Source organism: Actinomadura montaniterrae, assembly GCF_008923365.1.
Classification (GTDB): Bacteria; Actinomycetota; Actinomycetes; order Streptosporangiales; family Streptosporangiaceae; genus Spirillospora; species Spirillospora montaniterrae.
Window position 1 is genome coordinate 1 of the sequence record NZ_WBMR01000150.1, and the last position, 22,780, is coordinate 22,780.

Genomic DNA, 22,780 nt, shown 5'->3' on the forward strand with positions numbered 1-22,780 from the left:
CAAAAGCGGCTCGATCCGCCGCCACGCCGCATCGGTCAACTCATGCCGTCGCACCACGACACACCATCAACCCACACCCACCAGATCGTCCTCAGCAAAACACCAAGATCTACCGGACAGGCTCTAGCCCGCCTCACACCGGCTCTCGCACCGGTGAACTCCCACAGCGAGACAAACACCACCGCACACCTCGTCCCCCTTCATAGTGGACGGCCTCACCTGGGCAGCATCCACGGTCATCCTCGGCGCAAGCCGCCTGAAGCAACCAGCCCCCATCCTCATCAAAATGGAGCCCCGCCGTAGGCATCGTGACGTCAGCACGCGCCAACCTGGCACACGGCGCGTCCCACGGCCGTCGTAGGCTGCCCAGTAAGCGCATGGCCGACGCTCGACCTAGCTGGCTCGTCCGACTTCTCATGACCCTCACCCGCGCTGCCGCAACGCCCACCGCACCACTGCGGTACATCCAACGCACCACCGTGGGGGCACCTCAACTCGGCGCACAGCGAAGCGGAGCAGACCCCAGAACAAGCGACACTCGCCGAGTAGCTAGGGAGCCTGGACGGCCCCGGGTCGCCCCGTCCCTCAACGGGATCTAGCCGAGAAGCAACATCGACAACCGAGATCAAAACAAATCACCACCACCGTGGAGCAGTCCTCGCCCGCGCGAATCCACAGCACTCGGTCACAATCCCACCCATCTGGGCCGCGACTGAGGCTTTCATATGTTCGCCGCTCATGGCGCTACAAATTCCCTCAAAGAGAACATTTTTCCATCTATGCGACATCAGGAATCTCAGCTGAGTCAATCACACAAAAGAACAGGAAACCACCAGGGGCGACGGCGACGCATGCCACCCCTCTACCACTCCTCTGATCTTCAGAGCCGCCACCCTGACGATCACATCCAGGGGTGCATCGTCCATCTGGACTGATATAGGTCGCACACACCAAAATCGGATGTACGCCGGCCTGATACTCGCTAGCCTTCTTGGATGCAAAGGCACGATCCTCACCAGGAAGATCATCTTGATGGTACAGGTGGCCTGCGAGATAGATTTCCTGGCTACTTTCCACCCAACGACGAAGAGATCAAGCGCTTCATCACTCACGGTCTGGTCGCCTTCGACACCAACGCCCTGCTCGATGTCTACCGACTCAACTATCGAGCTCGTAAAGAGTACCTCTCGGCACTCCAGAGCCTGGAAACCCGACTCTGGATTCCCAATCGCGTGGGCCAGGAGTTCCTTGAACATCGCCTGACGGTCATCAAAGAATGCTCAACCGCCAACGATAAATTAAGGGAAGACCTCAATAAGGCATTTGAAAACATTAGTCGAACCCTGCGGGAATTCGGCAAGCGTCGCGGCTTTACTCCGAAACAGATGGCGAGCCTAGAGATGATGAGCACTAAAGCCAGTGACGAAATTATCGGACAGGCTTGCGAATACTACAAATTTGACTTGAGTGTGGACGGTTCAATAAGGGGCGACTTTATCCTAGACTCTCTAGAGAAAGTATTAGCTGACAAGGTAGGCGCCGAACCGGATGACCTAAGGTCCCACACAGAAGAGGGGAGGCGTAGAATTCAAGCCGCAATTCCACCCGGCTACTCCGATCACAAGAAGGAGCCCGAGCGAGCAATCGGAGACTATCTCATTTGGCGTCAACTGATAGACGAAGCCGTCCGCAGGAGGTTGCCGGTCACGTTGGTGACCAATGATCGCAAGCCCGACTGGGTGCGAGAGGACTTGGGTAAGAAGGTCGGTCCACGCCCAGAATTGGTCGCAGAGATGAAATCAGAAAGTGGCATGCCCTTTCTCCTCATCAATGTTCAAAGTTTTCTTCTCTATTCACGTAAATACCTTGGGGTAAGAGTGAGTGATGCGACCGTACAGCAGGCGCGCCCTACACCCAAGTCACCTGGGGAATTACGCTTCTGGGAACTTGTCGAACAAGAAGGCCCGATAGTTCATTACGCGCGAACGCGGAATTCCAAGACCATTGACGTAGAGTTGGCGAGTGGGCGTGTTTTCGGTCTCGATGTGACGCGCATTACTCACGAAACTTTCCAAGAAATAGTCGAGACAGCTTCAGATGATGACTCCTGAAACCGATAGAGGTCTCCACGCCAGCAAAGATCAGCATGAAAATCACGGAGATCCCAACTCAAGTCCGAGATCCGCGACTGTGCCGAGCATATGAACAGCAACCGTCAAGACCGCGTAGCCCCGTCGCCCGTGCTGGTTTCTCGAGGCTAACGGAAAGGGATTTTTGTGGGTGAGGGTGGTGGGGTTTGGGATCCGTTCGGGACGCTTCGGCGGGTGCTGTGGATTGGCGGTGGGCAATGGGCCGGGAAAACCACCGTGGCGAGGCTGCTGGCCGTTCGGTATGGGCTGGCTGCTTACCACTACGACTACCACGATGCTCGGGGGCACGATGATCGGCGGGTTGCGCGGCGGGTCAGGCTTGGGCAGTCGCCCGAGGCGCCGGATCCTGATGCCGCGTGGGTGAACACCACTCCGCGGGAGATGGCTGCTGAGACGCTCGCCGGGTTTCCCGTTCGCTTTGAATGGGCCTTGGACGATCTGCGTGCGCTGGTCTCAGGGCGTCCCATCGTCTCCGAAGGCTGGGGGCTGCGGCCTGAGCTGGTCGCGCCGATCGTCGAGTCGCCTCGACAGATGGTCGTCATGGTGCCCACCGAGGCGTTCCGCGAACGGCAGTTGCGCGAGCTTCCCCGGACCACGGGCGTCGGGCACGGCGTCAGCGACCCTGACCGGGCGCAGCGGAATCGGCTCGGGCGGGACCGCCTTGTGGCCGACGACGCCGTCCGGTCCGCGCGGCGCCTCGGTGTCCGCGTCATCGAAGTCGACGGCACGCGCGACGCTGAGGCCGTTGCCGACATCGTCGCCGACCACTTCCGTCCCTACCTGCCGCCTTTGGAAGAACCTGGGCGCTGAACTGGTGCTGTCACTTTGGGGTCGCCATCTGTCACCCTGAGTAGCGTCCGCGTGTCGGTTCGTACGGAGGAGAACGGATGCATGTAGGGATCAAGCTCGGTGTGGGGGTGGCCGGGGTCGCGCTTGCGGGGACGGTGCTGGGGGCCGGTGGGGCCGCGGGTGCCGGCGAGCAGCCGCCGCCGCGGCCGGCGCAGCAGGGCGCCCAGGCGAAGCCGCCGCACGACAATGAGGAAGGGCACGGGCCGGGCGCCATCAAGGTCGGGGCCAAGGGCGCCGCGAAGGCGATGCACCGGCTCATGGTGCGGGACGAGCTGCGGCAGCGGTGGTGCCACGGCCGCGTCCTGCCGTCGGGCGGGCTGAACCTGCGGGAGGGGCCCGGGCTGCGGTACCGGGTCGTCCGCGTCCTCAAGCACGGCAGCCAGGTCACCACGGACTGGGACACCGTCCAGCGCAGGGACGGGTACCTGTGGGTGCGGCTCCCGGACAAGTTCTGGATCGCCGACTACAAGACCGGCGACGGGAACGGCAAGTGGTACATCAGGTACTCCGACTGCCACTGACGCGGCGGCGGGGGCCGGTGCTCCGGGCGGGCGCCGGCCCCCGCGCTGGTACGGTCCAGCGATGAAGGATGTGCCGTTCCTCGGCGACGAGAAGGAAAGCCTGCTGGCGAGCCTCGACCGGCACCGGGACGTGGTGCCGTGGAAGCTCGAGGGGCTCGACGACGAGCAGGTGCGGCGGCGGGTGACGCCGTCGGGGACGAGCCTGCTGGGGCTGACGAAGCACCTGGCGGCGATGGAGTACTTCTGGTTCTGCCACACGTTCGGGCGGGGGACCGAGCCGCTGCCGCTGTCCGACGACGATCCCGAGATGGACCTGCGGGTCGAGGCGGACGAGACCACCGGGGGGATCGTCGCGTTCTACGAGCGGGCGCGGGCCGGGGCCGACGCGGTGATCGGCGAGCTGGACCTCGACGCGACGGGCACGGCGTGGTTCGGGCCGACGGTGTCGCTGCGCTGGGTGCTGATCCACATGATCGAGGAGACCGCGCGGCACGCCGGGCACATGGACGTCGTCCGGGAGCTGATCGACGGCGCGACGGGCGACCACGTGCGGGACTGATCAGGTGCGGGAGTGGCGGCGGCGGACCAGGCGGCGGGAGCGGCGGGCCGGGGGCAGCCACTTGGTGCGGAACCACATCTGCACCTGCGCGCCGCCGAGGACGCTGCGGTGGATGCGCAGGTAGCCGCCCGTCGACTCGGCGGCGCGGCGCGCGATGTCGAGGCCGAGGCCGGTGGAGCCGCCGCCGCTGCTGCCGCGTTTGAGGGCGGCGTCCGGGTCGGCGATGCCGGGGCCGCCGTCGGCGACGAGGATGCCGGTGACGCCCTGCCCCTGGTGGAGGGTGACGACGAAGCCGGTGCCCTCGGCGGTGTGCCGGAAGACGTTGCCGAGCAGCGCGTCCACGGCGGCGGCGAGCTCGGTGCCGGGCAGCGGCAGCGGCGCCGGGCCCTCGGCGCCGATCAGCTCGCAGGAGCGGCCCTCGTCCTCGGCGAGCACGGACCAGAACCCGACGCGGTCGCGCAGCACCTTGGACGCGTCGCAGCTGCCGCGCCCGGTCGGGCGGCGGACGGTCCGGATGATCTGGTCGACCTCGCGTTCGAGGCGGTCGACGGCGTCGCGGGTCTGGTCGGGGACGGGTCCCTTCCCGAGCGCCTCGGCGTTGAGGCGCAGCGCGGCGAGCGGCGTGCGCAGCCGGTGCGACAGGTCGGCGGCCATCTCCCGTTCGGCCGACAGCAGCTGGACGACGTGGTCGGCCATCGCGTTGAACGCCAGGCCGGCCTCGATCAGCTCCGGCGGCCCGTCCGGCTCGATCCGGACCGACATCTCGCCGTCGCCGAACGCGGCGGCGGCCTCGGCGAGCCGGCGGGTGGAGCGGATCATCCGGTTGCCGAGCCGGTCGGCGACGGCGACGGACCCGGCGACGAGCGCGGCGGCGACGGCGGTCATCACCAGCCACGCCTTCCACACGCCGCGGGTGAGGTCGCCGTCGGGCAGGAACACCTCGACGACGGCGGTGCGGCCGGCGTCCAGCGACACCGGCTGCAGCAGCGCGTACCCGCCGGAGACGCGCGCGGTGTAGGAGCGGCCGCGGCGGCCCGCCTCCATGAGCTGCTCGGCGTGCGCCGCCGGTTCGCCGGGTTTGCGCTTGGGGACGAGCGTGCCGTCCGGCATGTGCACGGTCATGCGCCCGGCGGCGCCGGCCTGCGTGCTGGCGACGGCGCGTTCGAGGGCGGCCGGGTCCTCGGTGACGACGAGCACGGGGCCGAGCGCGCTGGCCTGCCGTTCGGCGGTCGTCAGGGCGCGGTCCCGGGCGATCTCCCGGACGGTCAGCGCGAGCGGGATGAGGAAGGCGAGCGCGACCATCGAGGTGACCGCGAGCGACACCAGCACCAGCGTGCGTCTCATCGCGAGGCCCGTTCCTCGTGCGGGGGCGTCGTGCCCGGGTCACGGCTCATGCGCGGGGGCCGGGCTCGGCCAGCCTGACCCCGACGCCCCGGACGGTGTGCAGGTAGCGGGGTTCCGCCGCGGTCTCGCCGAGTTTGCGGCGCAGCCAGGACAGGTGGACGTCGATGGTCTGGTCGTCGCCGTAGGCCTGCCGCCACACCTCGGCGAGCAGTTCGCGGCGGGCGACGACGCGGCCGGGCCGGGCGGCGAGGTAGGCGAGCAGGTCGAACTCGCGGCGGGTCAGCTCGAGCGGCGCGCCGTCCAGCCGGGCCTCGCGGCGGTCGAGGTCGATGTGCAGGCCGCCGACGCTGATCTCGGCGGACGGCCCGGACCGTGCGGAGCGGCGCAGCACCGCGGCGAGCCGGGCGCTGAGGTGCTCGGCGGAGAACGGCTTGATGAGGTAGTCGTCGGCGCCGGCGTTGAGCAGCCGGACGATCTCCGGTTCGTCGTCGCGTGCGGTGGCGATGATGACCGGGACGTCGGACACGCCGCGCAGCATCTTCAGCACCTCGGCGCCGTCGAGGTCGGGCAGCCCGAGGTCGAGGATGACCACGTCCGGCGGCGACTGGGTGACCTCGCGGAGCGCGTCCATCGCGGTGCCGACGCTGCGCACGACGTGCGAGCGCGCGCTCAGTTCGCGGATCAAGGCGGTACGGACGTTCGCGTCGTCCTCGACAACCAGAACACTCGCCATGCCGGAACCGTATGCCACCATGTGTCGATGCGTCGGGCGATGTCGTATGTTGCCCCGTGGGCGGTCGCGACCGCGGTGGCGGTGGCGCTGTCCTGGCTCGGGGTGCGCGGTGTCGTGCGCGGGGCGGTGTCGGAGCGGTCGGCTCCGCCGCCGATCGCGGGCCCGGTCATCCACGGCAGCCCGTCGACGCTGCCGGGGCCGCCGACGAGCGTCGGGTCGCCGACGTCGGCGCCGCGTCCGGCGGCGGGCGAGGACCAGGGCCCGACGCCCAGCAGATCCCCGTCGCCGTCCGGGAGGCCGTCCAAGCAGAAGCCGACCGGGAACGTGCGCAGTTTCGCGACGCGCGGCGGGCAGGCGGCGCTGGCGTTCACGGGCGGGCGCGTGAAGCTGGTGTCGGCGACGCCGAACCCGGGTTACGAGACGCGCGTGACGGAGGCGGACGGCTGGCTGCGCGTCGACTTCCTCACCGACAAGCACACGTCGTCGATCGTGGCGACCTGGTACCAGCATCCGGCGTCGGTCAAGGTCTACGAGTACTGACCCGCGCGGCGACCGCGCGGCAGGACAGCGCGGGGGCGCGCGCGGAAAGGCGGGCGGCCCGTGCGCCCGGCCGCCCGCCCTTGGCCCGCTGCCGCTACTGCTGGCTCTTCTTGAGCATGAGGTAGCCGGAGATGATGCGGTAGCCGCCGTAGAGCATGGGGCCCCAGGCGACGACATAGACACCGCCGCTCGGGCCGGAGGCGTTGCTGTAGGTGATGAGCGTGATGAGCAGGCCGGCGAGGAACCACACGGCGCCGAAGCCGATGCCGCGCTTGCCCTTGGTGTCCCAGATGCGCCGCTGCTCGTCGCTGACCTGCTGGTAGTGCGGCGTCTGCGGCGCGGGCCGCTGGTAGTGCGGAACCTGCTGGTCCTGCGGCGCCTGCTGCTGGGACGCCTGCTGCTGGGGCGGTGCCTGCTGGTAGTGCGGAGGGGGCTGCGAAGGCTGCTGGTAGTGCGGGGCCTGCTGCGGGGCCTGCTGCGGGGGCTGCTGGTAGTGAGGCGCGGGTTGCGGCTCCGTCATGTGCTCTCCCTCAGGTGACCGGGCGGCCGCGCGAGCCGGCCTCGGCGATGATGCGGTCGATGAAGGCGTCCCGGCCGCCGGTCAGCAGCAGCGGGACGGGGATGGTCGTGCCGTCGCGGCCCTCGACCTTGTAGCCGGCGACCTTGCCCTCGTCGCCCTGCTTGCGCTTGTAGACGGCCTTCACCGCGGCGAGGTCGCCCCAGGCGATCACCAGCGGGCCGCTGCGGCGGCGGGCGACCAGCCCGCCCTCGAACAGGTACGTCGCCCGGGAGCCGACGGTCAGGCCGCGGATCGCGTAGACGATCCCCCAGATGAAGCCCATCAGCAGGACGAAGTGGATCGGGTACGCCAGCGAGTGGACCCAGGAGAACACGTCCGTGGACCCGGGGACGAGCGACAGCAGCCACATGAGCAGGACGCACACCACGGCGGTCGCGGCGCCGCCGGCGATGGCCGTCGTCGCGGTCACCTCGCGCCGGACGTCGGAGAGTGCGCCGAACCCGTGCCGCGCGGCCGCGCCGGTCACGTCGTCGGGAGGGATCGTCGTAGTCGCCGCCCCGTCCATCATTCCTCCGATCGGTGACAGAGCCTCAGCGAGCACGATGGCGGATGGCGGTACACGTCCGGTACACGCGCGGGGACGCCCGGCCCCCGCCATCACTCAGACAGTATTGTCTGTTTGATGGTCCCGTCAACGGAGACCGGCCCCGCGGCGGCCCCGCGGCGGCCTCACGGCGAGGCGGGCGTGGAGCGATCGTCAAGCGGTGTCCGCTCATCGTCAAAGCCCGCCGCGCCTTCTCCTGTTAGCTTTCCGGAGTGATCAACGGGGGAAATGCGAAATGCGGCGGGCTCGGCGCGCCTCCATACGGGCGTCTTGGCGTCTCGGCGCAGGTGAACCGTTCTCCGGGCGCTGCCTGATTCGTCTTCCTCCCTGCGCGATCCATTCTCGATTAGGCTCACCCCGCCAGAAGGATGTGCCCATGACTCGACGCAATCGGCGCCTGCGCGGCGCCGCGCTCGCCGCGGTCACGGCCGCGGCCGCCGGCACGGCGGGCCTGTCCGCCGTGCCCGCGCACGCCGCTCCCCGGGTGCCCGCGCAGCCCGGCGACTTCAACGGCGACGGCCACCGCGACCTGGCGCTCGGCAGCCCGCTCGGCAGCGCGAACGGCGCCGCCCGGGCAGGGTTCGTCACCGTCGTCTACGGGAGCGCGTCCGGCCCCGACTCGTCCCACCGCAGGTCATCTCGCAGGAGAGCGCCGGGATCCCGGGCGGCTCGGAGGCGGACGACGGATTCGGCGCCTCCCTCGCCTCGGCCGATTTCGACCTCGACGGTTACGCCGACCTCGCCGTGGTCGCCGACGGCGAGAATTCCAACGGTCCCTGGATAGGCGGCAGCATCACCGTCGTTTACGGCAGTGCGAGCGGCCTGTCGTCCAGGGCCGTGGCATTCGGCGCCGGTGACGGCGGCGAGAACCACGGCCCGGTCACCGTTAGCGCCGCCGACGTCACCGGTGATGGCAGGCCCGATCTGATCGCCGGAGGCCGCGGTTCCTTCACCCTCTACCGCGGCCTGGCCTCGGGCGACCTGGCCGGGACGACCACCGCCGTCGGCAGCGGGAAGGGCGAGACCGTCCGGGTGTCCACCACCGCCGCCGACTTCACCGGCGACGGTCACGCCGACCTGGCGTACGCCTACGTCTGGGACGGCATCGACGGGCAGGACCCGTCCCTGCGGCTCAACGTCTACAAGGGCGCCTCGACCGGGCTCGCCGACACCCCGGCGTACACCTCGTCCGACGCGCCGGCGCACGCGCTGGCCGCCGGCGACGTCGACGGCGACGGGCGCCCCGACCTGGTCGCGGGCGTGGACACCGACCGCGGCGGCCAGGTCCGGGTGTACCCGGGCACCGCGTCGGGGGTCGGCGCCGCCACCGTCCTCGACCAGGACACCAGCGGCGTACCCGGCACCGAGGAGCGCGGAGACTCGTTCGGCGCGTCCGTGGCGACCGGCGACGTCAACGGCGACGGCCGAGCGGACATCGCCGTCGGCGCGCCCGGGGAGGCCATCGGCACCGTCGCCGGGGCGGGCGCGGTCACCGTCCTGTACGGCGGGCCGGGCGGAGTGACCGGCAGTGGCGCCCAGCAGATCAGCGAGGACAGCGGGGACGTGACGGGCCACGCCGAGCAGAACGACCTGTTCGGCTCCCAGGTGTCGCTCGCCGACCTCAACGGCGACGGCAAGGCCGACCTCACCGCCGGCGCCAGCGGCGAGAACGACGGCGGAGGCGCGCTGTACATGCTGAACGGCGGCGCGTCCGGCGTGTCCACCGCCGCAGGCACCACGTTCTACTCCAGCACGCTCGGGGTGCAGGGACGCGGCGCCGAGCTCGGCGGGGTGGTCCTGCCCTGACCCGGCGGGTCCTGCCCTGACCCGGCGGCGGGCCGCGCGGTACCTACGCCCCGGCCGCGCGGCTCGCGATCCGGCTCTGCCGCCGCCCGTCGAGGCGGTGGCAGAGCCGGCTCTATGCGGGCCGCAGGACTACGAGGTCCGGCCCGGTGCCGACTCGAGAGCACGGCGGCGATGGTCGCTCGGGGCCATGCCGTAGGCCGCGCGGAACGCGCGGGTGAAGGTGGCGTGGTCGTTGAATCCCCAGCGCGTCGCGATCCGCCGGATCGGCACCGCGTCCAGCGCCGGGTCCCCGAGATCGCGGCGCGCGCGTTCGAGGCGGAGCCCGCGGATCCACGCGCCGACCGCCATGCCCTGCGACTGGAACAGCCGGTGCAGGTAGCTGACCGAGATGTGGTGCGCGGCGGCGATCGAACGCGGCGACAGACCGGGATCGTGCAGGTGCCGCCACACGTACTCCTTGATGCTCGGCAGAAGCGCGCGCGGCGATGAGTCGTCCGGCGGTTCGGCGTCCGCATGGTGCGCGATCAGCGCGTTCAGGAGGTCGACCGTTATTCCGCCCAGCCGGGGGACGTCGGCCGGACGGTAGGTGCCGGCGTCCGTGGTCAGCCGGACGAGGAACTCGGTGAGTAGCGCCCCCACCCCCGACCTACCGGAGAGCGGGACCGCGACGATCCGGTCGGCCCGCTCCGGGTGCGACACCAGGGTGCGGGCCACCTGGGCGCGCACGAGCCTGGCCGGCCGCTCCCCCGCCGTGATCCGCACCCGCAGCGGACGGCCGCTGTCGTAGACCGCGAGCTCGCGTTCGTCCAATTCGGCCCGGCGCCCGGCCTGGTCCACGACGATCCGGCCGCGCAAAGGGAACACGACCGCGTAGAGCTCCGGGTCGCACGCGCGGATGAGCGGCGGAGGCCGCCGCACCTCGGCCGCCGAGCAGGTCAGTTCGACCACGTCCGCCGCCCCGAGATCGAGCGCCCGCACCGTCGCCTGGAACGCCCGCGGCCCGTCGTCCACGACGCGCATCGGGTGCGCGCTGGTGACCTGGAAGTCGTCGAAGGCGGCCAACCGCCGATCGGGTGCGAACTCGTCGCTGCTGAAGACCGTCTGGATCATCGTTCCCCCAGGCAGAAGCACACGCGGGGTCCACGGGCGGCGCGCCGGCCGCCCGCCACGAACCTTAAGGTACTGAGAGTCCCCTTGCAAGGGACTTATAGTCCCTTCAGGAGCCGCGTAATCTACGGCCTGGGCTGAGGAAAAGGTACTGACGAGTCTTCTGGAGGGCGGCCATGGAACCGGACGACGACGCCGTGCGGGACCCGGCGCACGGTGACGGCGACCGGACGAGGCGCCCGAGGCGCAGCGCGGCGGAGGTCCAGCAGGCCGTCCTGCAGGCCGCCGTCGACGAGCTGACCGACCGGGGGTACGACGGCTTCACGATGGACCGGGTCGCCGCCCGCGCCGGCACGAACAAGACGGCGATCTACCGGCGCTGGCCCAGCCGCACCTCGCTCGCCCTCGCCGCCTACCGGCAGCTCGTCGTGCGGCCGGAGAGCCCGCCCGACACCGGCGCGCTCCGCTCGGACGTCATCGCCCTCCTGCGGGCCGCGGCCGACCGGATGAGCTCCCCGGCCGGAGCCGAGATCCTCCGCGGCCTGGTGATGGACGCGCGCCGCGACCCGGAGACGATGGCCGGCCTGCGCGAGGAACTCGCCCGCGGCGAGCCCGGCACGATGCTGACCGTCCTCGCGCGGGCCGTCGCCCGCGGGGAGGCGCGGCAGGAGTCCCTCGTCCCGCGCATCGCGACCCTGCCCGTCGCCCTGCTCCGCAACGAGCACCTGATGAACGGCCCGGAGCCGATCACGGACGCGACCATCGCCGAGATCGTCGACCTGGTGTTCCTCCCGCTCGTCCGGCCGCGCTGACCGAAGCCCCGCCGAACGGCCGGAAAGCGGTTTCCGGACGGGCCGCCCGGGGAATCCCCGTGGTCACGAACGGCAGGGACCGGCGGGGGCGGTCGGGAAGGGACGGCTCCCATGGCCCTTGATCCCGGGGACGCGGCGCGGGCCCGCGCGGCGGACGGCGGCGAGCGGCGGCGGCAGGTGCGGCTGGCCGCGGTGTCGAGCGTGATCGGCACCTCGATCGAGTGGTACGACTTCTTCCTCTACAACACCGCGGCGGCGATCGTCTTCAAGGACGTGTTCTTCCCCGCGTCGAGCGACTACGCGGGGACGCTGTCGGCGTTCGCGACGTACGCGGTCGGGTTCGCGGCGCGGCCCGTCGGCGCGGCGATCTTCGGGCACTGGGGCGACCGGCTCGGCCGCAAGGCGATGCTGATCGTCACGCTCGTGCTGATGGGGATCTCCAGCGCGCTCATCGGGGTGCTGCCGGGGACGGACTCGATCGGCGCGGCGGCGCCGGTGCTGCTGGTGGTGCTGCGCGTCCTGCAGGGCATCGCGGTCGGCGGCGAGTGGAGCGGCTCGGTGCTGCTGTCGATGGAGTGGGGCGACCGGCGGCGGACCGGGCTGATGGCGAGCCTGCCGCAGATCGGGGTGCCGATCGGGCTGATCCTCGGCACCGGGATGATGACGGCCATCGCGCTGTCGGCGGACAAGGCGTTCAGCGACTGGGCGTGGCGGGTTCCGTTCCTGTTCAGCCTGGTGCTCGTCGCGGTCGGGCTGTTCGTGCGGGTCCGGGTGATGGAGACGCCGCTGTTCGCCGAGGTGGTGGAGAAGCGGGAGGTCGCGCGGGTGCCGGTCGCCGAGGTCGTGCGGCGGCACCCGAAGGAGATCGTGCTGAGCGCGCTGCTGCGGTGCTCGGAGCAGATGCCGTTCTACATCTTCACCTCGTTCGCCCTGACGTACATCCACAAGGACCTCGGGATGCGGCAGGGGCTGGCGCTGAGCGCGGTGACGGCGGCGGCGGTGCTGGAGCTGTTCACGATCCCGGCGGCCGGGCACCTCGGCGACCGGATCGGCGGGCGGCGCGTCTACGCGGTCGGGTCGCTGCTCATCGCGGTCATCGCGTTCCCGTACTTCGGGCTGATCAACACCAAGGCGGCGGCGCTGGTGGTGATCGCCGTGGTCGTCGCGCAGATCCCGCACGCGGTGCAGTACGGGCCGCAGGCGTCGCTGATCGCCGAGAGCTTCCCGACCCGGCTGCGGTACGGCGGGGCGGGCATCGGCTACCAGCTCGCGTCCGTGATCGCGGGCGGGCCGGCGCCGCTGCTCGCGACGTGGCTGCTGCACGACTACGGCTGGTGGGCGATCGCGGTCGCGATGATCGTGTCGTCGGTGCTGACGCTCGGCGCGCTCGCGCTGCTGCCCGACCCGGCCCGGGCGCGGGCCGTCCGGGAGGCGGGCGCGCCCGCCTGACCGGCCGGCGCGCCCGCCGGGTGCGCTCAGCGCTCGTGGACCAGGAAGTGCTGCGGCGTGACGAACATCGCGGTGGCCTCGACGGTGACGCGGCCGTCGGGGCCCGCGATCGTCCCGGACGCGTAGATCTTGCGGCCCTCGACGCGGCTCGCCTTGGCCTCGACGGTCAGCGGCACGCCGAGCGGCGTCGGCCGCCGGTAGCGCAGCTCCAGGGTCGCGGTCATCCCGCCGACGCCCGTCTGCGCGGCGGCCATGCCGAGCGCCTGGTCGAGGACCATCGCCGACATCCCGCCGTGCACGTAGGACGGCGGCCCCTCGTAGACGTCGCTGAGGGTGAACTCGGCGCGGACGATGCCGTCCGCGGTGACGTCGAGGTCGACGGGCGGCGCGATCGGGTTGAGGACGCCGGTGACCGGGTTGCCGCCCTGCCGGTCCATGCGGTGCCCGTCGGTGACGAGGAACGGCGGCGCGTCCCGCCGCACAGCCCGGAGCCGCTCGGTCAGCGCGGCGATCTCGTCCGCGACGGCGCGCGCCTCGTCCGCGCCGACGCCGGTGAGGACGGCGGCCTCGGTCAGCGCGCGGACCCGGGCGGCGAGCCCGGCCAGCGGCGCCGCCTCGTCCTCCCCGAGCATGTGCCGTTCGGTCATCGCCCCGCTCATTCAGCCTCCTTGTGAGCCGAACGAGATTCTAAAATGCGCGCGGGAGTGCCCGGTGCGCCGGGTCCCGCCCAGCGGGCGGACCGGACACCCGGATCGGCTCGGCCGGACGCTGCCGATGATCTTCCCGGCGACGGCGGCGGGCGCCGCGTCCGGGATCGCCGGCACGTCCACGCTCCCGGACGGGGACGCGCACGCGCCGTCGCCGGGCCGCTCGCCGTCCCTCATGGGCCGTGGCCGTAGCGCACTTTAGGATTCATACGACGAACCCCCGCAGCCACGAAGGAATCCCCCGTGACCGAGCAGCCACCGCCCTACGGGGAGCCGTACGGGCAGCCACCGGGTCCCCCTCCCGGAGGGCCGTACGACCCGCGCTGGGGTTACGGGCCGCCCGGCGTCCCGCACGGGCCGCAGTACCCGCCGCCGCGCAACGACGACACCACATGGGCGATCTTCGCCTACGTCGGCATGCTCGTGATCTCGTTCCTCGCGCCGCTGATCATCTACCTGGTGAAGATGCGCGAGTCGCCGTTCATCCGGTTCCACGCGGCGCAGGCGCTGAACCTCCAGATCACGCTGCTGATCCACTTCCTGGCGGTGGGGGCGGTCTGCGTCCCGGTGACGATCGCCACCGAGAGCCCCTGGTTCCTGATCCCGCTCGCCTTCCCGTACCTGGAGGCGCTCTTCGGGCAGTGGGTGTTCCTGATCCTGGGCGCGGTGAAGGCCGGGAAGGGTCAGATCTACCGGTTCCCGACCTTCTTCTGCTTCCGGATGGTCCGCTAGCAGCCGAGGACGCGGCCGCCCGTGCCGAGACCCGTCACAGGTAGGTGCGGGCGTACTCGTCCAGCACCGGCAGGACCGCGTCCCGGCCGCCTCCCGGGACGCGCAGCACGACCTCCTCGACGCCGATCGACGCGTAGTAGCCGAGCTTCTCCGCACTCGGCACGGTCCCGAACGGGACGACCGGGACCATGTCGCGTCCCGCGTCCGCGCAGGCGCGGCGCAGGTCCGGGAGGGCCTCGCGGATGCCGGCGCCGCCGATCGGCATCCACCCGTCCCCGTACTCGGCGATGTGCGCGAACAGGGTCGGCCCGGGCGCGCCGCCGAGCAGCACGGGGACGCGGCCCGCGGGCTTCGGCCACGACCAGCTCGGCTCGAAGCTCACGAACTCGCCCTTGAACGACGCCTCATCCCTCGTCCACAGCTCGCGCATCGCCAGCACGTGCTCGCGCACGACGGCGCGGCGCCGCTTCCACGGGACGCCGTGGTCGGCGCCCTCCTCGGCGTTCCAGCCGTAGCCGACGCCGAGCGCGACCCGCCCGCCCGCGATCCGGTCGAGCGTCGCGACGGCCTTCGCGGTGACGATCGGCTCGCGCTGCGCGGGCAGCAGGATGCCGGTGCCGAGGGTGATCCGCTCCGTCACGGCCGCCGCCGCGGCGAGCGCCACGAACGGGTCGAGGGTGCGCGCGTACTCGGGCGCCAGGGCCGCGTCGCCGGTCGGCGGCGGCGTCTCCCGCGCCACCGGGATGTGGGTGTGCTCGGGGACGTACAGCGAGGCGAACCCGCGGTCCTCGGCCTCCCTGGCCAGCTCGTGCGGCGGCATGGTCAGGTCGGTCGCGAACATGGTGATCCCCAACCGCATGGGGCGGCCCCTCTCCGTCGGTCCGCGCCACCCTACGGCCGGCCGGTGGAGCGTTCGCGGCGCCGTCCCGCCCGGCGGGATCGGAAGTGCGTCAGGAGTGCGGGAACGCGCAGATGGCCAGCGTCGCGTCGTCGTGGATCTTGCGGCGCGGCCACCGCCGGCCCTGCGGGTCGGAGCGCTCGGCCTCGCGCGTCCGCGCGACGACCGCGCCGGGCCCCTGCTCGGCCGCGAACCGCGCCAGGCCGTCCCAGCCCGTGGCGCCGAACGTGTCGGCGAGACGGGTCGCCCCGTCCGTCAGCATCAGCACCCGGCGCAGCTCCCCCACCGGGACCGTCCCGGTGATGGCGGCCTCCGCCGCGCCCGGGTCCGCCGCGGCGTAGTAGGGACCGCCGGTGATCTCCTCCACCTCGCCGGTGACGCGCTCCAGCAGGATCGTCGAGTCGGCCAGCACCAGGTAGTCCACCAGGTCGCCGCGGAGGCGCACCGCCAGCACCGTCGCCGCCGGAGTGGTCGGGACGGTCAGGTCGCAGCTCGCCCGGTGCGCGGCCGCCACGTCCGCGATGGCCCCGGCCAGCCGCGCCACCAGCGGGCGCCGGGCCGGGCGGTGCGCCCCCTCCGGCGGCGCGACGGGCGGCCCGGCCTGCGGCCCGAGGCCGTCCAGCATGCGCGCGAGCAGCCGCGTCCCGAGCGACCGCGCGTACCAGGCCGTCCCGTGCACGCACCCGAGGTCGGTGCCGAGCGGCAGCCCGCACCCGTCCAGCACCACCACGGCGCCCGGAGCCGCCGCCACGAAATCCTCGTTGAGCCGCTCCGGGCTCCCCTGGTCCGTCACCCACGAAACCCGCATCGAGCCGCCCTCCGCTCATCCCGGCATCCCATGATGGACGCGTCGCGCCCGCCCCGCGAGCCTTATCGCGCGCCGCGAGCCTTATCGGGCGCCGAGCCGGGCGACGGCGCGGACGGGGGCTCCGTCGGCGCCGGCGAGGGCGATCGGGAAGAGGGAGACCTCGATCGGGCGTCCCTCGGCCTGCGCGGCCACGAGCGGGCCGAGGCCGGTGAGGTTCTCGGCGATGACGGCGCCGGCGCCGCAGAGGACGCGGTGCGCGGCGAGCGAGAAGTCGTCCGAGCCGGGCGGCGGGGTGCGGTCGACGCTGAGGGCGTCGATGCCGACCGTCCGGACGCCCGCGGCGACGACGGCCTCGGCCGTCTCCGGCGACGGGTACGGATGGGCGAGGTAGTCGTCCGTGCCCCAGCGCGACGACCAGCCGGTCGCGATGAGCAGCACGGCGCCGGGCGCGAGGCCGTCCGGGAGCAGGTCCGGGCCGATGGGGGTGCGGGGAGGGAGGCCGCGCGCGTCCATCACGACGGCCGGGCCGGTGAAGCGGGCGAGGGGCAGCTCGTCGAGGCGGGGCAGCGCGTCGTCGATATGGAACGGGGCGTCCACATGGGTGCCGGTCTGCGACCCCATGTGCAGCCGCAAGACGTTCACACCGGAGTCCGCGACCGTCAGCGCCGGGACGGCCGCCACCTCCGGGTCGCCCGGGTACACCGGCATTCCGGTGGTGATCGGGACGGACAGGTCGAGCAGCTCAGCGGCCATGCCGCCGATTATCCCGGGCCCGCGCGCACCCGGTAGCGTTGCGGCGTGTTGCCACATGTGACCGCCATCCGTTACGTGACGCCGCTGCGCGAGGGCGGGTCGCTGCCGGGCGTCGTCGAGGCCGACGACCTCGGCACCTACGTCATGAAGTTCCACGGCGCCGGGCAGGGCCGCAAGGCGCTGATCGCCGAGGTGATCGCGGGCGAGCTGGCGCGGCGGCTCGGCTTCCGGGTGCCCGACCAGGTGCTCATCGACCTCGACCCGGCGATCGGCCGGCACGAGCCGGACCCCGACGTGCAGGACCTGCTGAAGGCCAGCCCCGGCTGGAACCTCGGCGTCGACTTCCTGCCCGGCTCGCTCGGGTTCGACCCGCTCGGCTGGCGGCCGGACCGGCTGTTCGCGTCGCGGGTGCTGTGGCTGGACGCGTTCATCGGCAACGTCGACCGCAGCTGGCGCAACCCGAACATGCTGGTCTGGCACGGGGACGTGTGGCTGATCGACCACGGCGCGAGCCTCATCTTCCACCACGCCTGGGCGAACGCCGCGCGGCTGTTCGCCGGCCCCTACGACGTGGACGACCACGTGCTCACCCCGTTCGCGACGCGGCTGGAGGAGGCGGAGGCCGAGCTGGCGCCGAAGATCACCGAGGGGCTGCTGCGCGAGGTGACCGCGCTGGTGCCCGACCGGTGGCTGGAGAACGAGCCCGAGTTCGCCGGCCCGCGGGAGCTGCGCGACGCGTACGTGGACATCCTGCTGCCGCGCGCCGGCAAGCCCCGCGACTGGCTGCCCGACCTGGACGTCAGCGCCCACCGGCCGGACACCGGGGCGCGGCGCGGCGAGAACCGTCCGGGCTGGCTGGGCGGTCCCTCGTGAGCGACGTCCCCACGAGCAACATCCGGGCGGCCGGGGAGCCCACGGTGTTCGAGTACGCGGCGCTGCGCGTCGTCCCGCGGGTCGAGCGCGGCGAGAGCATGAACGTGGGCGTGGTGGTGTACTGCCGGGCGCTGGACTACCTCGGCTGCCGCACCCACCTGGACGAGCCGCGGCTGCGCGCGCTGGACCCGTCGCTGGACCTGGACGGCGTGCGGTCCGCGCTGAAGGGCGTGGAGGCGATCTGCTGCGGCGGCGCGGGCGCCGGGCAGGCCGCGAAGGAGGCGCCGGGCGCGCGGTTCCGGTGGCTGACGGCGCCGCGCAGCACGATCGTCCAGCCGGGTCCGGTGCACGCCGGCCTCACCGGGGACCCCGCCGCCGAGCTCGACCGCCTCCTCGGCCTCCTCGTCACCTGAGCTAGGACCACTCCCAGCGGATGCCGTGGTAGCCGGCCGGCATGCCGAACTCGATGAAGTGGACGTTGTGGTAGCTGGACAGCCGCAGGTCGGCGGCGTCCTCCAGGGCGGTGTGGCCGTCGGGGCGCCACGTCCGGTAGCAGCGGGCGGGCAGCGCGGCCGGGTGGAAGCTCACCTCGATGAGGTACTCGTGCTGCGGCGTGCGGAACCCGCGGCCCTCCTCGGTGGCGGGCGGCCCGGACTCGCCGAACCCGAAGCCGTACTCCAGCAGGTACGTCTCGCCGCGGCCGAGCGCCCGGTCGAACAGCAGCTCGGCGGCGATGAGGCCGCTGGAGGCGTCCATCCGGACGCGGCCGAACCGGCAGCCGCGCGCGGTCCGCGACGCCGGCAGCACGCCGTGCGGGTGGTGGTAGACGGCGATCCAGCGGTCGACGCCGCGGCGCTGCGCCTGGAACACCGCGCGGGTGCGGACCTCGCGCAGCTCCCGGTGGCGGCCGATGACGTGCTGGTCGTGCAGGCTGAGCCCGGTGAGCAGCCGCTCGCCGCCCGGGCCGTGGCCGCCGATCTCGTCGAGCAGGTCCCGGACGCCGGGTTCGGGGCACAGCTCCTCGATCGGCTGCCACGGGCCCGGCGGCCGCTCGGCGTTCGGCTTGAGCAGGGTGAGCAGGGAGTGCCGGGGCAGTTCGAGGATGACCTCCAGGCCGCGGACGGCGCGCAGCGACCCGGCGCGTTCGGGACGGGTCCGGCCGCGCTGCCAGTAGCTCAGCGTGGACAGGCTGACGGCGACGCCCTGCGCCTCGAGCCGGCGGCGCAGCGCTTCGAGGCTGAGGCCGCGCGCCTGGATGGCGGCGTGCAGCGCCACGTTGAACGGCCCGTACCGCAGGACCTGGAGGAGGTCGTCCTCCGCCGCGACGCTCTGCACTGCTCGGCCTCCGGATCCGCTCCGGCCGGCCCCCGCTTCACGGCCTTGACTGGCGTGTTCACGACCTTCGGCCTCACTGTAAGGTGCCGCCGCCCCGAAGTCGACCGCCCGTTCCGTCACTCCCACTCCCACTCGACTCCGACGATGCCGTGCCGGACGGGCCCGACCGCGATGTTCGCGCTCCCCGACGTGCCGATCCACAGTTCGCCGAGGCGCCGCCGGGGCGCGCGCGGCCCGTCGGCGGTGAAGCCGTAGCAGCGGGCGGGCAGCCGGCCGGCGCCGAACTGGACGATCGCGACGTAGTCGTGCACGGGCCGGGAGAAGCGCCGGTCGTAGCCGTCGGGCGGCCCGCCGGGGTCCGGTCCGGACTCCCGGAGGTCGTACTCGATCACCGCCGTCTCCCCGGCCGTGAGCACGCGGTCGAAGACCAGCTCGAACGCCATGAGCCCGCCGCCTGCGCGGACCCGCCCGGGCCGGCAGTACCGGACGCCCGACAGCTCCGCCGCCCCGGCGACGGGCCCGGCCGGGAGGGCGTCGCCCGCGCCGGCGTCCGGGCCCGTCCGGTGGACGCAGACGACGCGGTCGACGTCGTCGCCGGCCGCGCGCAGCACCGCGCGGACCGACAGCGTCCAGCGGGGGCCGTCCGCGTCCAGCCGGTAGACGTCGTGGACGCTGAGCCGTTCGAGCCGGTGGTCGCCGGACCGGTCGAGCTGCCCCACGAGGTCGGCGTACGTTCGCGGATCGGGCCACAGCTCGCCCGCCGTGGCGGGCGGCGCGCCGGACGGTCCGCCCGCACGCTGCGCGACGGGGGCGCTGCCCGCTTCGTCCAGCGGTCCGGTCAGCGTGCCGGGCGGCACCTCGAGGACCTCTTCCAGGATCGCGACGGCGGCGCGGGAACGGGGGCGGCTGCGGCCGCGCTGCCAGTGGCTCAGCGTGGCCACGCTGACGGGCAGCCCGCGCCGGCCGAGCCGGTGGCGGAGGCGCTCCAGGGTGAGCCCGCTCGCCTGGACGGCCTGCCGGAACGCCTCGGCGAACTCCACGGCGGGATCGTACCGGCCGATCGGCCATCGAGTCAGGCGTCCGTCGCAGATCCGGCACGCTCCGACAAGTCCGACGTCTCCGGAAATGTCGGCCGGCGGCTGGAACCGGCGGCTGGAACCGGCGGCTGGAACCGGCGGCTAGAAGAGGATCGACATGAACGAGCCGTGCTCGGCGAAGCCGACGCGGCGGTAGGCGGCCCGCGCCCGCGTGTTGTAGTCGTTGACGTACAGCGACACCGTCGGCGCGATGCCGCGCAGCGCCTCCCGCACGACCGCGGACATGCCCGAGATCGACAGCCCCTGCCCGCGCAGGTCCGGCGGGACCCACACGCCCTGCACCTGGCAGGCGCGCGGGGTGACGGCGCCGACCTCCGCCTTGAACATCACCCGACCGTCCTCGATGCGGGCGAACGCGCGGCCGTCGCGGATCAGCTCGGCGACCCGCGCCCGGTACAGCACGCCGCCGTCGCCGCTGTTCGGGGAGACCCCGACCTCCTCGGTGAACATCGCGACGCACGCCGGGTAGACGACGTCGAACTCCTCCATCCGCACCCGCCGGACCCCCGGGTCGGCCGGCACGTCCGGGACGGCGGAGGTCGCCATCACCGGCTGGGACGCGCGGACGGCCCGCGGCGGCCCCCAGTACGGCGCGAGGATCTCCCACAGGTCGCCGACCGCGTCGACCGGGCCGACGATCGACGAGCAGCGCCGGCCCTGCGCCTGCGCCCGCTCGGCGAACGCGCGGATCGCCTCCGGCCCGGCGGCGACCGGGATCAGGTTGGCGCCCGAGTAGCACAGCGCGGACAGCCGCCCGTCGCGCATGTAGCCCCACATCTGGGCGCCGAGGCGGCGGGGGTCGAGCCCGGCCGCGTGCACGCGGGAGCCCACGAACACGTTGGCCACCGGGTCGGCGTCGAGGATCGCGAGCGCCTCCGCGCGGTACCGGTCGTCGAGGACCCGGACCGGCAGCGACCCCAGCATGCGCACGGCTACCGGCTCCCGGACCCGGGCGCGGGCACGGCGGCGGCCGGCGCGGCGTACAGCACTGTCAGCACCACGCCGACAAGCCTATGACGTCCCCGGCCCTCGTACCTCCACCGGCTCCCCCACCGGCGGATTCACTTGTGCGTGGCGGCGTGGTGGGACCGTCCGGGCTTCTTGGCGGCGGCGGGCTGCGGCGGCGCCGGGGCCTTGCAGGTGGCGTCGGGGCCCGGCCGGTCCGCCGGCAGCGCGCCCTTGCCCAGGTAGGCGACGACGGTGCGGTCGACGCACCGGTCGCCCGACAGCGTCACCCCGTGGTTGCCGCCGCCGACCTGCACGAGCAGCCGGGACGTCGGGAACAGGCGGTGGGTCTCCAGCGCGCCCGGATACGGGGTGGCGGCGTCCTCGGTGCCCTGCACCAGCAGCATCGGTGCGACCGACGACCCGGCGCCCACCCTGGGCGGCCGCCCGCCGGGCGCGCCCCAGAACGCGCAGGGCGCGTTGTACCAGGTGTTGCTCCAGGTCTCGAACTTGTAGCCCTCGCGATAGAGGCGGACGCTGTCGGTGTGCCAGCGCTCCCAGGCGCGCGGCCAGGCGGCGTCGCGGCACTGGACGGCGTTGTAGACCGCGTAGTTGTTCTGGTCGAGCCAGGACGGCCGCTGCCACGCCTTGCGGAGCGGGCCCGGGTCGTGCCGGACGGCGTACGCCGACAGGGCGGCGGCGTGCGGGGCCCAGCCGTAGTCGCCGTAGCCGTCGGCGAGGAACGTGTCGTCGAGCTCGTCGGGGCCGATCTTGCCGTCGATCGGCTTGGCCTTGAGCGCGGCGCGGGCGCGGGCGTAGGCCCCGGCGACCTGCCCCTCGCTCCTCCCGAGCCTGTAGATCGCGTGGTGCCGGGCCACCCAGGCGAAGTACGCCTTGATCCGTTTCTCGAACGCGACGTTCTGGTCGATGTTGTCGCCGTACCAGACGCCGCTGGGCTTGACGACGCTGTCGAGCACCATGCGGCGGACGCGGTCCGGGTAGGTCGTGGCGTACACGGCGCCGAGGTACGTGCCGTAGGAGTAGCCGAAATAGTTGATCTTCTGCTGGTGCAGCGCCCGGCGGATCGCGTCCATGTCGCGCACCCAGTCGGCCGTCCCCATGTGCGGCAGGACCGTCCGGTACCGCTTCGCGCAGTCGCGGGCGTAGGCGCGGGCCCGCTTCTTCCACGCCCGCTCGGCGGCGGCGTTCTCCGGGACGGTGTCGGGACGCGCGTGGCCCGGGTCCTGGTAGCTCCTGTCGCAGACCAGCGCGGGCCTGCTCGCGCCGACGCCGCGCGGGTCGAACCCGATCCAGTCGTAGGACGCAGCGACGCTCTTGGGCATCGCCGTGCGGAAGACGGCCGCGAGGTCGCGGCCGTGCGCGCCGGGCCCGCCCCGGTTGAGCAGCATGACGCCCTGGCTCTTCTTCGCGGTGTGCCGCGCGCGGGACAGCGCCAGGGTGATCTGCTCGCCGTTCGGGTGCGCGTAGTCCAGCGGGACGCGGAGGGCCGCGCACTGCAGGCCCTTGAGGCGGGTGCCCTCGACCGGGTCCTTGGCGGGGCAGGCGTGCCAGGCGAGCCCGGCGGGCCGGGGCGCGGGGTCGGGTCCGGGCCGTCCGGGGGCGGCGCTCGCGGGGGCC

Annotated in this window: 25 protein-coding genes and 1 pseudogene; 12 read left to right on the forward strand and 14 right to left on the reverse strand. The window is 72.5% G+C overall.

Annotated elements, in window-relative coordinates:
• The first annotated feature begins 995 nt into the window (after positions 1-995).
• The 4 genes from F9B16_RS35300 to F9B16_RS35315 all read left to right on the forward strand — a co-directional run bounded on the left by F9B16_RS35300 (position 996) and on the right by F9B16_RS35315 (position 4,079).
• Positions 996-2,111, forward strand: a complete 1,116-nt coding sequence (locus tag F9B16_RS35300; RefSeq protein ID WP_151544564.1) for a PIN-like domain-containing protein — start codon at positions 996-998, stop codon at positions 2,109-2,111.
• Between the two features lie 213 nt (positions 2,112-2,324).
• Entirely contained in the window at positions 2,325-2,960 is a 636-nt protein-coding gene (locus tag F9B16_RS35305) for a hypothetical protein (RefSeq protein WP_225992223.1), read from the forward strand.
• 77 nt (positions 2,961-3,037) lie between these two features.
• A complete protein-coding gene (locus F9B16_RS35310) occupies positions 3,038-3,520 on the forward strand; it encodes an SH3 domain-containing protein (protein WP_151544566.1) in 483 nt (160 codons plus the stop codon).
• Positions 3,521-3,581: 61 nt separating this feature from the next.
• A complete protein-coding gene (locus F9B16_RS35315) occupies positions 3,582-4,079 on the forward strand; it encodes a DinB family protein (RefSeq protein WP_151544567.1) in 498 nt (165 codons plus the stop codon).
• On the opposite strand, the gene F9B16_RS35320 is transcribed toward F9B16_RS35315, so the two are convergent.
• Positions 4,080-5,423 carry a sensor histidine kinase gene (locus F9B16_RS35320; protein WP_151544568.1) on the reverse strand — a complete coding sequence of 448 codons (1,344 nt, stop codon included), beginning with the start codon at positions 5,421-5,423 and terminating at the stop codon, positions 4,080-4,082.
• Positions 5,424-5,469: 46 nt separating this feature from the next.
• On the reverse strand, positions 5,470-6,156 hold the full coding sequence (locus tag F9B16_RS35325; protein WP_192809148.1) for a response regulator transcription factor: 687 nt from the start codon (positions 6,154-6,156) through the stop codon (positions 5,470-5,472).
• Between the two features lie 39 nt (positions 6,157-6,195).
• Here F9B16_RS35325 and F9B16_RS35330 point away from each other — a divergent pair, with 39 nt between their 5' ends.
• The gene (locus F9B16_RS35330) at positions 6,196-6,696 is read left to right on the forward strand and encodes a hypothetical protein (RefSeq protein ID WP_151544569.1); all 501 of its coding nucleotides are present in this window, start codon (positions 6,196-6,198) and stop codon (positions 6,694-6,696) included.
• Positions 6,697-6,790: 94 nt separating this feature from the next.
• Here the strand turns inward: F9B16_RS35330 and F9B16_RS35335 are convergent, their stop codons facing one another.
• Positions 6,791-7,216, reverse strand: a complete 426-nt coding sequence (locus tag F9B16_RS35335) for a hypothetical protein (protein ID WP_151544570.1) — start codon at positions 7,214-7,216, stop codon at positions 6,791-6,793.
• 10 nt (positions 7,217-7,226) lie between these two features.
• Complete coding sequence (locus F9B16_RS35340; protein ID WP_151544571.1) at positions 7,227-7,742, reverse strand: hypothetical protein; 516 nt, start codon at positions 7,740-7,742, stop codon at positions 7,227-7,229.
• Between the two features lie 454 nt (positions 7,743-8,196).
• On the opposite strand from F9B16_RS35340, the pseudogene F9B16_RS54270 reads away from it, so the two are divergent.
• Both F9B16_RS54270 and F9B16_RS35350 read left to right on the forward strand, forming a co-directional pair.
• Positions 8,197-8,403: pseudogene (locus F9B16_RS54270) on the forward strand (FG-GAP repeat protein); the annotation flags it as partial.
• A 74-nt stretch (positions 8,404-8,477) separates the two neighbouring features.
• Positions 8,478-9,626, forward strand: coding sequence for an FG-GAP and VCBS repeat-containing protein (locus tag F9B16_RS35350; protein WP_264159834.1), 1,149 nt, complete (start codon positions 8,478-8,480; stop codon positions 9,624-9,626).
• 129 nt (positions 9,627-9,755) lie between these two features.
• Here the strand turns inward: F9B16_RS35350 and F9B16_RS35355 are convergent, their stop codons facing one another.
• Entirely contained in the window at positions 9,756-10,736 is a 981-nt protein-coding gene (locus F9B16_RS35355; protein WP_151544574.1) for an AraC-like ligand-binding domain-containing protein, read from the reverse strand.
• A 173-nt stretch (positions 10,737-10,909) separates the two neighbouring features.
• On the opposite strand from F9B16_RS35355, the gene F9B16_RS35360 reads away from it, so the two are divergent.
• Complete coding sequence (locus F9B16_RS35360; RefSeq protein ID WP_151544575.1) at positions 10,910-11,545, forward strand: TetR/AcrR family transcriptional regulator; 636 nt, start codon at positions 10,910-10,912, stop codon at positions 11,543-11,545.
• A gap of 111 nt (positions 11,546-11,656) precedes the next feature.
• Positions 11,657-12,994 (forward strand): MFS transporter, encoded by a 1,338-nt coding sequence (locus F9B16_RS35365; RefSeq protein ID WP_151544576.1) that lies wholly within the window; start codon positions 11,657-11,659, stop codon positions 12,992-12,994.
• Positions 12,995-13,020: 26 nt separating this feature from the next.
• On the opposite strand, the gene F9B16_RS35370 is transcribed toward F9B16_RS35365, so the two are convergent.
• Together F9B16_RS35370 and F9B16_RS35375 are read right to left on the reverse strand one after the other, a co-directional pair.
• Complete coding sequence (locus F9B16_RS35370; RefSeq protein WP_151544577.1) at positions 13,021-13,653, reverse strand: PaaI family thioesterase; 633 nt, start codon at positions 13,651-13,653, stop codon at positions 13,021-13,023.
• The gene (locus tag F9B16_RS35375; protein WP_151544578.1) at positions 13,654-13,878 is read right to left on the reverse strand and encodes a hypothetical protein; all 225 of its coding nucleotides are present in this window, start codon (positions 13,876-13,878) and stop codon (positions 13,654-13,656) included.
• A 66-nt stretch (positions 13,879-13,944) separates the two neighbouring features.
• Between F9B16_RS35375 and F9B16_RS35380 the strand changes: the two genes are divergently transcribed.
• Complete coding sequence (locus F9B16_RS35380) at positions 13,945-14,433, forward strand: DUF4870 domain-containing protein (protein WP_151544579.1); 489 nt, start codon at positions 13,945-13,947, stop codon at positions 14,431-14,433.
• Between the two features lie 34 nt (positions 14,434-14,467).
• On the opposite strand, the gene F9B16_RS35385 is transcribed toward F9B16_RS35380, so the two are convergent.
• The 3 genes from F9B16_RS35385 to F9B16_RS35395 form a co-directional block, all read right to left on the reverse strand.
• Positions 14,468-15,292 carry a TIGR03619 family F420-dependent LLM class oxidoreductase gene (locus tag F9B16_RS35385; protein WP_151544580.1) on the reverse strand — a complete coding sequence of 275 codons (825 nt, stop codon included), beginning with the start codon at positions 15,290-15,292 and terminating at the stop codon, positions 14,468-14,470.
• A gap of 91 nt (positions 15,293-15,383) precedes the next feature.
• Positions 15,384-16,124: a protein phosphatase 2C domain-containing protein gene (locus F9B16_RS35390; protein ID WP_225992224.1), complete on the reverse strand. Its 741-nt coding sequence runs from the start codon at positions 16,122-16,124 to the stop codon at positions 15,384-15,386.
• 96 nt (positions 16,125-16,220) lie between these two features.
• Positions 16,221-16,892, reverse strand: coding sequence for a cyclase family protein (locus F9B16_RS35395; RefSeq protein ID WP_192809151.1), 672 nt, complete (start codon positions 16,890-16,892; stop codon positions 16,221-16,223).
• Between the two features lie 45 nt (positions 16,893-16,937).
• Here F9B16_RS35395 and F9B16_RS35400 point away from each other — a divergent pair, with 45 nt between their 5' ends.
• Together F9B16_RS35400 and F9B16_RS35405 are read left to right on the forward strand one after the other, a co-directional pair.
• Positions 16,938-17,765 carry a HipA family kinase gene (locus tag F9B16_RS35400; RefSeq protein WP_151544583.1) on the forward strand — a complete coding sequence of 276 codons (828 nt, stop codon included), beginning with the start codon at positions 16,938-16,940 and terminating at the stop codon, positions 17,763-17,765.
• A complete protein-coding gene (locus F9B16_RS35405; protein ID WP_151544584.1) occupies positions 17,762-18,178 on the forward strand; it encodes a DUF3037 domain-containing protein in 417 nt (138 codons plus the stop codon). The genes F9B16_RS35400 and F9B16_RS35405 overlap by 4 nt, the downstream gene beginning before the upstream one ends.
• A 1-nt stretch (position 18,179) precedes the next feature.
• On the opposite strand, the gene F9B16_RS35410 is transcribed toward F9B16_RS35405, so the two are convergent.
• From F9B16_RS35410 to F9B16_RS35425, 4 genes are all read right to left on the reverse strand, one after another.
• Positions 18,180-19,100 carry a hypothetical protein gene (locus F9B16_RS35410; protein ID WP_151544585.1) on the reverse strand — a complete coding sequence of 307 codons (921 nt, stop codon included), beginning with the start codon at positions 19,098-19,100 and terminating at the stop codon, positions 18,180-18,182.
• Between the two features lie 116 nt (positions 19,101-19,216).
• A complete protein-coding gene (locus F9B16_RS35415) occupies positions 19,217-20,140 on the reverse strand; it encodes an XRE family transcriptional regulator (RefSeq protein WP_151544586.1) in 924 nt (307 codons plus the stop codon).
• Positions 20,141-20,278: 138 nt separating this feature from the next.
• Positions 20,279-21,121, reverse strand: a complete 843-nt coding sequence (locus F9B16_RS35420) for a GNAT family N-acetyltransferase (RefSeq protein ID WP_151544589.1) — start codon at positions 21,119-21,121, stop codon at positions 20,279-20,281.
• A 137-nt stretch (positions 21,122-21,258) separates the two neighbouring features.
• Positions 21,259-22,780: alpha/beta hydrolase (locus F9B16_RS35425; protein ID WP_151544587.1), on the reverse strand; the 1,522-nt coding region annotated here is incomplete at its 5' end.

Coding starts and splice junctions, on each gene's coding strand:
- F9B16_RS35300 (WP_151544564.1), top strand. CDS start 996: ATGCAAAGGCACGATCCTCACCAGGAAGATCATCTTGATGGTACAGGT.
- F9B16_RS35310 (WP_151544566.1), top strand. CDS start 3,038: ATGCATGTAGGGATCAAGCTCGGTGTGGGGGTGGCCGGGGTCGCGCTT.
- F9B16_RS35315 (WP_151544567.1), top strand. CDS start 3,582: ATGAAGGATGTGCCGTTCCTCGGCGACGAGAAGGAAAGCCTGCTGGCG.
- F9B16_RS35320 (WP_151544568.1), bottom strand. CDS start 5,423: ATGAGACGCACGCTGGTGCTGGTGTCGCTCGCGGTCACCTCGATGGTC.
- F9B16_RS35325 (WP_192809148.1), bottom strand. CDS start 6,156: ATGGCGAGTGTTCTGGTTGTCGAGGACGACGCGAACGTCCGTACCGCC.
- F9B16_RS35330 (WP_151544569.1), top strand. CDS start 6,196: ATGTCGTATGTTGCCCCGTGGGCGGTCGCGACCGCGGTGGCGGTGGCG.
- F9B16_RS35335 (WP_151544570.1), bottom strand. CDS start 7,216: ATGACGGAGCCGCAACCCGCGCCTCACTACCAGCAGCCCCCGCAGCAG.
- F9B16_RS35355 (WP_151544574.1), bottom strand. CDS start 10,736: ATGATCCAGACGGTCTTCAGCAGCGACGAGTTCGCACCCGATCGGCGG.
- F9B16_RS35360 (WP_151544575.1), top strand. CDS start 10,910: ATGGAACCGGACGACGACGCCGTGCGGGACCCGGCGCACGGTGACGGC.
- F9B16_RS35365 (WP_151544576.1), top strand. CDS start 11,657: ATGGCCCTTGATCCCGGGGACGCGGCGCGGGCCCGCGCGGCGGACGGC.
- F9B16_RS35370 (WP_151544577.1), bottom strand. CDS start 13,653: ATGAGCGGGGCGATGACCGAACGGCACATGCTCGGGGAGGACGAGGCG.
- F9B16_RS35375 (WP_151544578.1), bottom strand. CDS start 13,878: ATGAGGGACGGCGAGCGGCCCGGCGACGGCGCGTGCGCGTCCCCGTCC.
- F9B16_RS35385 (WP_151544580.1), bottom strand. CDS start 15,292: ATGCGGTTGGGGATCACCATGTTCGCGACCGACCTGACCATGCCGCCG.
- F9B16_RS35395 (WP_192809151.1), bottom strand. CDS start 16,892: ATGGCCGCTGAGCTGCTCGACCTGTCCGTCCCGATCACCACCGGAATG.
- F9B16_RS35420 (WP_151544589.1), bottom strand. CDS start 21,121: ATGCTGGGGTCGCTGCCGGTCCGGGTCCTCGACGACCGGTACCGCGCG.